The sequence below is a fragment of the Phaeobacter sp. JH20_34 genome (assembly GCF_048056095.1).
GTDB lineage: Bacteria > Pseudomonadota > Alphaproteobacteria > Rhodobacterales > Rhodobacteraceae > Phaeobacter > Phaeobacter bryozoorum.
This window is the reverse complement of record NZ_JAYMWT010000003.1, coordinates 78,783-90,468: the sequence shown is the minus strand read 5'-3', so window position 1 is coordinate 90,468 and position 11,686 is coordinate 78,783. Positions and strand designations below refer to the sequence as shown.

Annotated in this window: 9 protein-coding genes; 5 read left to right on the top strand and 4 right to left on the bottom strand. The window is 65.8% G+C overall.

Translation table 11 applies throughout. The annotated features are described in order from the left end of the window. Positions 1–717 (top strand): Gfo/Idh/MocA family protein (locus VWZ81_RS01430; protein ID WP_416541602.1); only part of this gene is annotated, 717 nt, incomplete at its 5' end. Positions 718–855: 138 nt separating this feature from the next. Here VWZ81_RS01430 and VWZ81_RS01425 read toward each other — a convergent pair. Beyond that, positions 856–1,260, bottom strand: coding sequence for a c-type cytochrome (locus VWZ81_RS01425; RefSeq protein WP_416535331.1), 405 nt, complete (start codon positions 1,258–1,260; stop codon positions 856–858). A gap of 172 nt (positions 1,261–1,432) precedes the next feature. Between VWZ81_RS01425 and VWZ81_RS01420 the strand changes: the two genes are divergently transcribed. From VWZ81_RS01420 to VWZ81_RS01405, 4 genes are all read left to right on the top strand, one after another. After that, entirely contained in the window at positions 1,433–2,428 is a 996-nt protein-coding gene (locus VWZ81_RS01420) for an HlyD family secretion protein (protein ID WP_416541864.1), read from the top strand. Then, a complete protein-coding gene (gene rbbA, locus VWZ81_RS01415; RefSeq protein WP_416541863.1) occupies positions 2,425–5,115 on the top strand; it encodes a ribosome-associated ATPase/putative transporter RbbA in 2,691 nt (896 codons plus the stop codon). Before VWZ81_RS01420 ends, rbbA begins: the two co-directional genes overlap by 4 nt. After that, positions 5,116–6,240 carry an ABC transporter permease gene (locus VWZ81_RS01410; RefSeq protein ID WP_340547799.1) on the top strand — a complete coding sequence of 375 codons (1,125 nt, stop codon included), beginning with the start codon at positions 5,116–5,118 and terminating at the stop codon, positions 6,238–6,240. A gap of 120 nt (positions 6,241–6,360) precedes the next feature. Next, entirely contained in the window at positions 6,361–7,167 is an 807-nt protein-coding gene (locus tag VWZ81_RS01405) for a formate/nitrite transporter family protein (RefSeq protein WP_416541862.1), read from the top strand. A 58-nt stretch (positions 7,168–7,225) separates the two neighbouring features. Here the strand turns inward: VWZ81_RS01405 and VWZ81_RS01400 are convergent, their stop codons facing one another. From VWZ81_RS01400 to VWZ81_RS01390, 3 genes are all read right to left on the bottom strand, one after another. Then, positions 7,226–7,939: a VIT1/CCC1 transporter family protein gene (locus tag VWZ81_RS01400; RefSeq protein ID WP_416535344.1), complete on the bottom strand. Its 714-nt coding sequence runs from the start codon at positions 7,937–7,939 to the stop codon at positions 7,226–7,228. A gap of 44 nt (positions 7,940–7,983) precedes the next feature. Beyond that, complete coding sequence (locus VWZ81_RS01395) at positions 7,984–10,602, bottom strand: cation-translocating P-type ATPase (protein ID WP_416541861.1); 2,619 nt, start codon at positions 10,600–10,602, stop codon at positions 7,984–7,986. Positions 10,603–10,698: 96 nt separating this feature from the next. Beyond that, positions 10,699–11,553 (bottom strand): delta-class carbonic anhydrase, encoded by an 855-nt coding sequence (locus VWZ81_RS01390; protein WP_416535325.1) that lies wholly within the window; start codon positions 11,551–11,553, stop codon positions 10,699–10,701. Positions 11,554–11,686: the final 133 nt, after the last annotated feature.

Sequence of the window (11,686 nt, the reverse complement as noted above, 5' to 3'; positions counted from 1 at the left end):
CTGACCCATAATTATACCGGCTATCCGCTGCTGCGACAGGCCCGCGCCATGATCGCGCGCGGCGATCTTGGTCGGATCCGGCTGGTGCAGGCGGAATATGCCCAGGACTGGCTGACCGATCCGATTGAACAGGACGGCCACAAACAGGCCGCCTGGCGCACCGATCCCTCACAGTCCGGCGCAGGCGCCATTGGCGATATCGGCACCCATGCCTTTAACATTGCCTGCTTTGTCAGCGGTCTGACCCCGGAGGCGCTCTCGGCAGAGCTGCACAGCTTCGGGCCGGGACGCCGGGTCGATGACAACGCCCATATCCTGCTGCGCTACGACGGCGGCGCGCGTGGCATGATCTGGGCCAGCCAGATCGCCGTTGGCTGCGAAAACAGCCTGCGCCTGCGGATCTTCGGCGATAAGGGTGGTCTTGAATGGGGGCATGAGGACCCCAATCAGATGAGTTTCACCCGTTTTGGAGAACCAAAGCAGATCCTGACCCGTGGCGGGGCCGGCATCGGACCCGACTGGACCCGCGTTCCGCCCGGTCATCCAGAGGGGTATCTGGAAGGGTTTGCAACGCTTTACACCGATATTGCCGAGGTGATCGAAAACCGCACCGACAATCCGATGCTGCCGGGTCTTCAGGCAGGGCTGGATGGGATGTGGTTCATCTCCGCAGCTCAGGCGTCCTCCGCCGACGGCGGCTCCTGGGTCACCCGGTAATCCCAATCAGCGCGCCACCAATGCAATGCCCCCCGACAGCGAACTTGCCGAGGCGGGGCGTTGCGCCTCCTGAGCCGCAGCATCAAAGCATATAATCTGTGTTATGTTGATATTTGACGCTGCCCGTCAGTCGGCTGCTCAGCGCTTGTCCTGCACCGTTTGCAGATAGGCAATCAGACTGCTGAGCGACCGGGGCACCATCATCGGCTGGCCGCTGGGCAGCGCAAGGGCGACATATTTGTCCTCGTCCAGCGTCGGGCCGAACATCGGCATATCGCCATGGGCGGCAATCGGTTGCCGTCCGTCGATCTGCCTGGCCACGGCTTCAACCGGAAAATCGCCGCCGTTTCGCGTCGCCAGCTGGGTCAGATCCGGCGGGCGCAGCGCCATCATCTCGGCCATGGGGCCAAGGCTGGCAGCATCCTTTCCGTGGCACTCCGCACAGAAATACAGAAACAGGTCCCGGCCCTCATCGCTGTCGGCCTCCTGTGCCCAGACCGGTCCTGCCGCAATCGCCAGTATCGCTGCGAGCCGCATCAGCATGGCTGTTCTCCTTTGTGTCAAACCTGCCGCGGCGCATGTCCCGGGTCTGTCCGGTGGCCGCCGTCCGATCATAGCAGCATTCCCGCGCCGCCGGATTGACCCAGCGCAAGGTGGCCGATGCCCAGATCATCTAGGCTCCGCAAAGGACGCAACGGGATCGGGGTGCTGTGCCATGACCAGAACAACGGGTGTTTTTCTGACTGCCGCCGCCGCGCTGCTGCTGGCGGCTGCGGCGTATCTGTTTGTTTCGGAAAACGGCGCAGAGCTGCCGGAGGGTTTCGTGCAGGGCAATGGCCGGATCGAGGCCGAACAGGTGGAGATTGCCCCGGCAAGGGCGGGTCGGGTGGCCAAGGTGCTGACGGCTGAGGGCAGTCTGGTTGCGGCGGGCGATGTTCTGGTGGTGATGGACACCGATGAGCTGGCGGCGACGCATGACCGGGCCCGCGCCGAAGTCGCGCTGGCGCGCCAGACCAGGGCCGAGGCGGAGGCGCTGGTGGTGCAACGCCAGAGCGAGCACCGCCGCGCCGAGCATGAGCTGGAGCGCGCCACCGCGCTCTTGGCCGGGCGCAATATCTCCGAAACCCTCCATGAGGAGCGCGACACCATCCATTCGGTGGCCGAGGCGGTGCTGGGCGCGGCAGAGGCGCGGGTCGCCACCGCCGAGGCCGGGATCGCGGCGGCAGAGGCCGAGGTCCGCCGGATCGCCGCCCAGATCGAGGACAGCACGCTGATCGCGCCGATGCCGGGCCGGGTGCTTTACCGGCTGGCGGAACCGGGCGAAGTGGTTGGCGCCGGCGGGCCGATCCTGACGCTTCTCAGTCTGGAAAACATCTATATGGAAGTGTTCCTGCCCGCCCGCGAGGCCGGGCTTTTGCCGATCGGAGCCGAGGCCCGCATCGTGCTGGACGCCCTGCCCGATTACGCCATTCCCGCCACCGTCACCTTTGTCTCGCCAGAGGCGCAGTTCACCCCAAAACAGGTCGAGACCCTCAGCGAGCGGGAGCAGCTAGTGTTCCGCGTCCGCGTCCGCATCCCGCAGGATCTGGTGGCAGCGCGGATCGAACATGTAAAAACCGGCCTGCGCGGCATCGCGGTGATCCGGCTCGACCCCGCGATGGAATGGCCCGAAGCGCTGGACCGGCGCATCCCGGCTGAGCTGTTCGAATGATCTCCGCCGCAGGCACCCCCGGCATCCGCATCGCCAAGGTCTCTCACCGCTACCGCAGGCATATCGCGCTGGATGACATCACCTTGGATCTGCCGCCCGGTCAGCTGGTGGGCTTCATCGGGCCGGATGGCGTCGGAAAATCCACCCTTCTGGGCCTGATCACTGGTGCCAAGAAATTGCAGGCCGGATCGATAGACGTGCTGGGCGGCCCGATCGCTGATGCCGCCCACCGGCGCCGCATCTGCTCGGCCATTGCCTTCATGCCGCAGGGGCTGGGTCGCAATCTGTACCCCGAACTCTCCGTGCGAGAAAACCTCGAATTTTTCTCACGCCTGTTCGGGCAGCGGGCGGCAGAGCGGGAGGCGCGGATTGCATCGCTGCTGTCTGCCACCGGGCTCGCACCCTTTGCCGACCGGCTGATGGGCAAGCTGTCGGGCGGTATGAAGCAGAAGCTGGGCCTCTGCTGCGCCCTGATCCATGACCCGAAACTCTTGGTGCTCGATGAACCGACCACCGGCGTTGATCCCTTGTCGCGCCGCCAGTTCTGGGCGCTGATCGGTGCCATCCGGGACACCAGCCCCGGCCTCACCGTGCTGGTGTCCACCGCCTATATGGAGGAGGCGCAGAGCTTTGACTGGATTGTCGCCATGGATGCAGGCCGCGTGCTGTTCCAGGGCTCGCCGGATAAGCTGAAGGGCCGGACCGGTGATCTGGAAACCGCCTACCGCCAGCTGCGGGCAAAGGGCAGCCCGCCGCCGGTTCCACACCCAACACCAGCAGCACATAGCGGCGAGCCGGTGATTACCGCGCGCGGTCTCACCCGCCGCTTTGGCGATTTCGTGGCGGTGGACAGCGTCGATTTCAGCATAAGGCGCGGTGAGATCTTCGGCTTTCTCGGCTCCAACGGTTGCGGCAAGTCGACCACCATGAAGATGCTGACCGGCCTCCTGCCCATCAGCTCCGGCGCGGCGCAGCTGTTCGGCAGGCCGGTGGATGCCAGGAACCGCGCCATGCGCCGCGAGATCGGCTATATGAGCCAGGCGTTTTCGCTCTACGGCGAACTGACCGTCGAGCAGAACCTGCAACTTCACGCCCGCATCTTTGCAATTCCCGACCGCGCGGCCCGGATTGCGGAGCTGACGCAGCGCTTCGGTCTTGCGGCGCATCGTTCCTCCCTTGCTGCCGCCCTGCCGCTGGGCATCAAGCAGCGCCTGTCGCTGGCGGTTGCGGTGATCCACCGCCCACGCGTACTGATCCTGGACGAGCCGACCTCCGGCGTCGATCCAGAGGCGCGCGACATGTTCTGGGCATTGCTGGTCGAGCTGTCGCGCAACGAGGGCGTGACGATCTTCGTCTCCACCCATTTCATGGGCGAGGCGGAACGCTGCGACCGGGTGTCCTTCATGCACGCGGGCAAGGTTCTGGCCGAGGGCACACCCAAGGCGCTGATGGCGGCGCAGGCTGCGGCCACCCTCGAGGAGGCATTCATCGCCATTCTGAAGGCCGCTGATCCGCCGCCCCCGGTCTCCGCTCCGCAAACAGCGGTTCAGACAACGGGCAGCGCCGCGGGCGGTCCCACCCGCGCGCTGGCCTATGCCCGACGCGAAACGGTTGAGGTACTGCGCGACCCGGTGCGCCTCGCCTTTGCCTTCCTTGGCTCGCTGATCCTGATGCTGGTGTTCTGCTTCGGCATTTCGCTCGACATAGATGAGCTGGACTATGCCGCGCTCGACCTGTCGCAAAGCCCCGAAAGCCGCGCCTATCTGGCGGAGATTTCCGGCTCCCGCTACTTCCGCCCCACCCTGCCGCTGTCCAGCGCCGCCGAAGGCCGCAGCCGGCTGGTCTCGGGCGAGGTCTCGCTGGTGATCGAACTGCCGCCTGACTTTGGCCGCAAGCTGCGCGCGGATGAGCCGGCAGAGGTGCTGGCCATTGTCGATGGCGCCATCCCCTTCAAAGGCGAAACGGTGGAGGGCTACGCCGCCGGGCTGCATCAGTCCTTCCTCAGTGCACAGGCCGCCGCCAGCGGCACCCGCCAGCCCGAACTCGCCCGGATAGAGCCGCGATTCCGCTACAACCAGAGCTTTGAGAGCATCGCCGCAATGGCCCCGGCCATGCCCGCGATCCTGCTGATCATGCTGCCCGCCGTGCTGATGGCGGTCAGCGTCGCGCGGGAAAAGGAACTGGGCTCGATCACCAATTTCTACGTCACCCCGACCACCCGGTTTGAGTTCCTGATCGGCAAGCAGATCCCCTATATCGTGATTGCCTATCTGAACTTCCTACTGCTGACGGCAATAACCATCGCGGTCTTCGGGGTGCCGCTCAAGGGCGATCCGCTGCCCTTGGCCCTTGGCGCGCTGCTCTATGTCTGGGCCGCCACATCCTACGGGCTACTGATCGCCACCATGACCTCCAGCCAGGTGGCGGCCACTTTTGCAACCACCATCGCCTCGGTGGTGCCGACGATCCAGTTCTCTGGCCTGTTGCAGCCGGTCTCGACGCTGGAGGGCGGCGCCCAGGTCATCGGCTCACTATGGCCGTCGTCTTATTTTCTGCATCTGAACGTGGGCGCCTTCACCAAGGGGCTGGGCTGGGAGGCGCTGCTGCCCGATATTCTGGCACTCGCCTGCTTCGGTCCGGTGTTCACCCTGCTGGCCGCGCTGGCGCTCAGGGCGCAGGAGAAGTAGATGCAGCGCCTGTCCCGCATAGTCTGGCTCGGCCTCAAGGAGATGATGAGCCTGCGCCGCGACTGGGTGATGATGGCGCTTCTGGTCTGGTCCTTCACCCTGTCGCCGGTGATGGAGGCAACGGGCGTGGCAACCTCGGTCAACAACGCCTCGATCGCCTTTGCGGATGAGGACAACTCGCCCCTGTCGCGCACCCTGGCGGAGGCGTTCTTTCCGCCCGAATTCCAGCCGGTGGTGCAGATCGAACCCGGCACCGGCGCCGCCCGGATGGATGCGGGCGATTTTCTGTTTGTGGTGGCGGTGCCGCCCGGCTTTGAAAAGGACCTGCGCGCCGCCCGGGTGCCGGAAATCCAGGTGCTGATCGACGCCACCGCGATGGAACAGGCGGGCATTGGCGTCCATTACATCACCAGTATTCTCAGCGCCGAGATCCGCCGCTTTGCCATCGGCGCCGATCTGGCCCAGCCGCAGCCCCTTGGCATCATCATCCGCAGCGCCTTCAACCCCAACCGCGACACCATGCGCTTTGCCGGCATCAACGCGCTGATCGGCCAGATCATGTGGCTGACCACGATCCTGACCGGCGCGGCGATGATCCGCGAACGCGAGCACGGCACCATTGAACACCTGCTGGCGATGCCGCTGTCGCCCTTTGACATCGCGGTGGCGAAGATCTGGGCCAACGCCGCCGTGGTACTGGTTGCGGGGGCGCTGTCGCTGGGTTTTGTGATGCAGGGGGTGCTGGGCATCACCATTGCCGGGTCAAAGATTCTCTTCCTTTGCGGCACGGCGCTGTTTTTGTTCACCGCCACCGCGCTGGGGGTGTTTCTGGCGACGGTCGCGCGTTCGATGGCGCAGTTTGCGCTCTTGGTGATGCTCACGATCCTGCCGATGCTGATGCTGTCGGGCGGCGAAACCCCGGTGGAAAGCCAGCCGGACTGGTTGCAGGCCATCACCACCCTGCTGCCCTCGCGCCATTACATGGCCGCGAGCCAGGCCATCGTGTTCAAGGGCGCAGGGGTTGAAACCGTCTGGCCGGAGTTCCTGTGGATGGCGCTGCTGGGTGCTGCGCTGCTTGCCACCAGCCTGCTGCTGTTCCGCCGCTCGGTGGCGCAGGACCGATAGCGCGGCCGGTTGCCTGCCCGTTGTGCCACCTTGATCGGGATCATGGCAGCGGCCAGCGGGAATGATCTACTGGTGCGGCCGCTGCCCCGCCCATGCCCCCATAACTGCCGGAGCCGACAGATGACCAATACGCCCACTTTTGACGCCTATAAACCCGCCGAAATCGCCGCATTGGTGGAAACAGCCGGCACCGCCAAGGCGCGGCTGCCGCTGCCCCAGATGTTCGTGCTGGCGATGCTGGCGGGCGCCTTTATCGGATTTGGGGCGGGGGCCTATACGATGACTCTCGCAGGTGCGGCCCCTGTGACCGGACCGCTCCGCGTGCTGGGTGGCGCGGTGTTCTCGCTTGGGCTGATCCTTGTGGTGATTGCCGGGGCGGAGCTGTTCACCGGCAACGTGCTGATGGTGATCGCCGCGGTGGACCGCAGGATCCCGCTGCGCCTGCTGTTGCGCAGCTGGGGCGTGGTCTATCTCGGCAATCTCGCGGGCGCAGCCGGGCTGGCGGCCGCCTTTGCCGTGACCGGGCTGCTGGATGGTGCGATGGGCACAACCGCCGTCGGCATCGCCGAGGCGAAGGCCGGGCTGACCCCGCTTGAGGCCCTTATGCGCGGCGCGCTGTGCAATGCGCTGGTCTGCCTAGCCGTCTGGCTGTCCTTTGCCGCCCGCACCGCTGCGGGCAAGGTTCTGGCCATCCTCTGGCCGATCACCGCCTTTGTGCTGCTGGGGCTCGAACACTCCATCGCAAATATGTATTTCTTCCCGCAAGGCTGGGCCGCAGGGGCCAATGTCCCGCTTGTCGCAGCGGCCGCCAACCTGCTTTGGGTCACGCTGGGCAATATCGTGGGCGGCGCGGGCGGCGTCGCTCTGGCCTATTGGTTCGCCTTCCTCGGGGGCACCACGCAGAAGCCACCCGTGCAAAGCCGCTGAAGCCGCAGCACCCTGAAAGCCATAGCGCGCGGGGGCGCCGCCGCCCCGTTGCTGCGGGTCAGACCCGGAACAGGCTGCCTGCCAGATAGGCGACAGCAGCGGCGCAGGAACCGATTGCCAATGTCTCCAGCCCGGATTTCCACCAGGGCGCCAGCGACCAGACGCTCTTGCTGGCGCCAATGCCGAAAAACACCGCCCCGGTGGCCAGCGCGGCGGTCAGGAACGGATCGGGCAGCCCCAGAATGAACGGCAGAAGCGGCACGATGCCCGCCGCCATGAACGCCGCAAAAGTCGTCAGCGCCGCCGCCACCGGGTTGGGTTCTGCCGGCGCCAGCCCATATTCGCTGGTCAGCATCAGCGCGATCCATTTCTCCGGCTTGGCGGTCACCGATGCCACCGCGCCCTCCAGCACGTCGCCGCTCAGCCCCAGCTCCTGAAAGATCTGGCGCAGCTCCTCGCGCTCACCCTCCGGGTACTGGCGGATATGACGCTTTTCCACCTCGTAGAGACGCCGCCGGTCGTCCAGATCCGCCTTGGTCCCCAGATAATTGGCCGCAGCCATGGAAAACCCGTCCGCCAGCACATTGGCAATGCCAAGGGCGATGATCACCGCAGGGGAAAACCCCGCGCCCTCGACCCCCGCAGCAATCGCAAAGGTGGTGACCGCGCCGTCAATGCCACCATAAACCGCATCCCTGAGCCGCCCGGTGCCATTGCTGCCCGCAAGCCGCCGCGCGATGTCGTCCTTGCTGTGACCGTGATCCTTCTCCATGCCCGCAGGATGCCCCGGAGTGGCCCCCGCCGCCTTGACGGAGGTCAAGCCGCCGCCGCTGCCCTCCGCTGGCGTTGACCACTGAGATAACGCAGGGTTTTCAACACCTCCGGCACCAGCAGGATGGGCAGCACCAGCAGCGCGATCAGCCCCCAGTGCTCCCCTTGCAGCGGCACCGTATGCAGCATCACCTGCAAGGGCGGCCAGTAGACCGCCGCCACCTGCGCCCCGATGGTCACCACCAGCGCCGCCAGCAGCAGCGGATTGCTGAACACCCCGATCCGCCAGCACGGCAGATGCAAGGAGCGGAAGGCAAAGACGCTCGCCTTCTCAAAAACCACCATGGCGGTAAAGGCGGCGGTGCGGGCCAGATCCTCGTTGCCGTCCAAAAGATGCAGGAACAGCCACAGGCTGGCCAGCCCGGTATAAAGCCCCAGCGCCAGAATGCTCAGCAGCCCGGCCTTGCCCAGGATCGGCGTGTCTTTCTGGCGCGGCGGATGCGCCATCTGGTCCGGCTCGCCCTTCTCCAGCCCCAGCGCCACCGCCGTGACCCCGTCGGTCACAAGGTTCATCCACAGGATCTGCGTCGCCAGAAAGATCAGCGGCCCGCCAATCAGGATGTTGATCAACAGCGCAATCACCTCGCCCGCGTTGGAGGACAAGAGGTAGCGCACGAACTTGCGCACATTGGCGAACTGCCGCCGCCCCTCGCCGATGGCCCGCACGATGGTGGCGAAATTGTCATCGAGCAGCACCAGGTCAGAGGCATCCTTGGCCACATCCGTGCCCCGCACCCCCATTGAAACCCCGATGTCGGCCTGCTTCAGGGCCGGCGCGTCGTTCACCCCGTCGCCGGTCATCGCCACGATCTGATGCTGTCCCTGCAAGGCCGAGACGATCCGCATCTTATGGGCGGGCCTTGTGCGGGCAAACAGCACATCTTGCTGCAGGATCCGGTCCAGCTCCGCATCCTCCAGCGCCTCCAGCGCATCGCCGGTCAGGGTCTTTCCGGCAGGCAGCCCCAGCTGGGCCGCAATCGCCTTGGCAGTCAGCGGGCTGTCGCCAGTGATCATGATCACCCGGATACCCGCCGCCCGCGCCGCGCCGATGGCGTCCCGCACTTCGGGCCGCGGCGGATCAATCAGCCCCGCCAGCCCGAGGAAGGTCATGTCCTCCTCGCGGATTTCTCCGCCCTGCGCCGCCCCGGCTGCCAGGCCGATCACCCGCAGCCCTTCTGCCGCCATTGCCTCATAGGCGTCGGTGATGGCGACCGCCTCCCCTGCGCCCAGCTTCCGCGGGCCATCCTGCGTCAAAACTTCTGTGCAGAGGCCCAGAACCTGCTCCGGCGCGCCCTTGGTCAGGACCTTTTCGCCTCCGCCGCTCTGCACCAACACGCTCATCCGCTTGCGCTCGCTGCTGAAGGGGATTTCCGCCAGCACCGTGTCCGGCGGCGGCAGCTCTGCCCAGCCCTTGTAGCCGAGGGTCACCAGCGCGCCCTCGGTCGGGGCGCCGGTCATCTGCCAATGATCCCCCTCGCGGTGCAGGCTGGCATGGGTGCAGGTCAGCCCCGCCGCCAGCAGCTCTGCCAGCACCGCATCCTCCCGCGCGCCGGTGACCGTGCCGCCATGGGCAATATGACCTGCCGGATCATAGCCGGTGCCGGTCACCTGATAGCTGCGGTCCAGCGTCCAGACCCGGGTCACGGTCATCTTGTTTTCCGTCAGGGTGCCGGTCTTGTCGGTGCAGATGACCGAGGCCGCACCCAGCGTCTCCACCGCCTGCAACCGCCGCGCCAAAGCTTTCTGCCGCACCATCGCCGCCGCCCCCAGCGCCAGGGTGATGGTGACCACCGCGGGCAGGCCTTCGGGCACCATCGCCACCGACAGCGACAGGCCGGTCATGAACATCTCCGCCGCGTCCCGCCCCATATAAAGCCCCAGCGCCAGAATAGCGGCGGAAACACCCAGCGCCGCAAACCCCAGCTGCTGCGCCAGACGGCCCAGCTGCACCTGCAGGTTTGTCTTCTTCAGCCCCACCGATCCGGTCAGCGATGCGATCTCGCCAAAGGCGGTGCGCGCGCCGGTCGCGGTGACCACCGCCAGCGCGCGGCCCGCCGCCACCACCGTGCCGGCAAACACCTCTGCCGTCTCTGTGCCGGGCGCCTTGTCCACCGGAACCGATTCCCCTGTCAGCGCGCTCTCATCCAAAGATAGTCCGGCAGCTTCGTGCAGGCGCGCATCGGCAGGCACCCGGGCGCCGGCCTCCAGAATGATCAGATCGCCCGGCACCAGCTCGCGCGCCGCAATCACCTGCTCGCGCCCATCACGCACCGCCAGCGCCTGCGGCGACAGCAGGCTGCGCAGGCTTTCCAGCGCGGTCTCCGCCCGCCACTCCTGCACAAAGCCCAGGATCCCGTTCAACCCGATCACCAGCCCGATCGCCAGCGTGTCGGCATATTCGCCAAGGGCAAAGGCGATGATCCCGGCAGCAATCAGGATCAGCACCAGGAAATTGCTGAACTGGCGCAGGAACACCCGCAAAGGCCCGGTGCGTTTGCCCTGCGGCAGCTCATTCCATCCGTATTGACGCCGCGCCGTCTCCGCCTGCTGCCGCGTCAGCCCGCCGAGCCGCTCGCCACCGTTGTCCTGAACCGGGTGTTCCATCCGCTCTGCCCTCCGCAGCCGCCACAGGCTGCTGTGCCCCAGCCTGCCGCACTCCGCACCCTTCGGGCAACTGCTGTGGTGCCGCAGGTCCAGCTCCTAGCGGGACATCGGCGACAGCAGATCGGGATTGACCACGAGGGTGCGCACGCCATGGGCATGATCTTCGTCAAAGGCATTGTCGCCCAACCATGCCTCCACCGAGGCAATGCTCACCTTGGCCACCTTGGGGCGAATGCTCCAGGTGACCTGCACGGGAGAGCCGGTCTCATTATAGGCCGGACCGGTCGTCGATCCGGTATATTGCACCGGCGTACCCATATCCTGCGGAATATGGATTGCCTGATGATAGCCATCAACAAACTCATGTTTGGTCAGCCTCACGAAATCCAGCGCGGCAGGGTCATTGACCAGCACCATCACCTGAGTTTCAACCCGCAGCTGCGGGTTCAGCGTGGCGACATCCAGACAGGATCCCAGCGTCGGACCCGGTCCCACCTGCGCCGTGCTGTAGACATAATGCACCTCGATCGTGTCACCGGGCGCCAGTGCGCCATGGTCGGTGCTACCAACCGGACGGGCATAGGGGGCCACCTCGGCCGCTGTCAGCTCGCCTGAATAAAGATACCCGGTGCCATAGCCCTGACCATCGCCATGTCCGGCATATTTGGTGAATTCACCACCCTTGTGCTCTGCGCTTTCGTGGAAATGGATGTTGCAGAGGTTCATCCGGCTGGCGGGTGGCGCAAATGCAAAATCGCGCTTGTTTGATCCCACCGCCGAGCTGAGATCACGCGGCGACTGCGGGCCAAATCCCTGATCCGCAACCGCCTCTGCCAGCGCCCGCCGCTGCGCGTCGATCACGCTGGCACCGACCTGATCCGCCGCATGGGCCAGTGTCGCGACAGTCAGCGCTGCCCCGGCGGCGGCCGCCAGTACTCTCTGAATGGTCATCCCGTGTCCTTTCCTCTGCCGGGCCGGTGCCGGGTTCATCCGCCGCAATCGCGTCCCGGTCACAACGGGAAGGAAAAAAGGCACCCGATGCCTTTTTAACCATGGCAGGCAACAGGTGACTGTCTGGACTGTG

Bases quoted from the DNA above. Each gene is read 5' to 3' on its own strand.
- VWZ81_RS01395 (WP_416541861.1), bottom strand. From the start codon at position 10,602: ATGGAACACCCGGTTCAGGACAACGGTGGCGAGCGGCTCGGCGGGCTG.
- VWZ81_RS01400 (WP_416535344.1), bottom strand. From the start codon at position 7,939: ATGGAGAAGGATCACGGTCACAGCAAGGACGACATCGCGCGGCGGCTT.
- VWZ81_RS01410 (WP_340547799.1), top strand. From the start codon at position 5,116: ATGCAGCGCCTGTCCCGCATAGTCTGGCTCGGCCTCAAGGAGATGATG.
- VWZ81_RS01425 (WP_416535331.1), bottom strand. From the start codon at position 1,260: ATGCTGATGCGGCTCGCAGCGATACTGGCGATTGCGGCAGGACCGGTC.
- VWZ81_RS01390 (WP_416535325.1), bottom strand. From the start codon at position 11,553: ATGACCATTCAGAGAGTACTGGCGGCCGCCGCCGGGGCAGCGCTGACT.
- rbbA (WP_416541863.1), top strand. From the start codon at position 2,425: ATGATCTCCGCCGCAGGCACCCCCGGCATCCGCATCGCCAAGGTCTCT.
- VWZ81_RS01405 (WP_416541862.1), top strand. From the start codon at position 6,361: ATGACCAATACGCCCACTTTTGACGCCTATAAACCCGCCGAAATCGCC.
- VWZ81_RS01420 (WP_416541864.1), top strand. From the start codon at position 1,433: ATGACCAGAACAACGGGTGTTTTTCTGACTGCCGCCGCCGCGCTGCTG.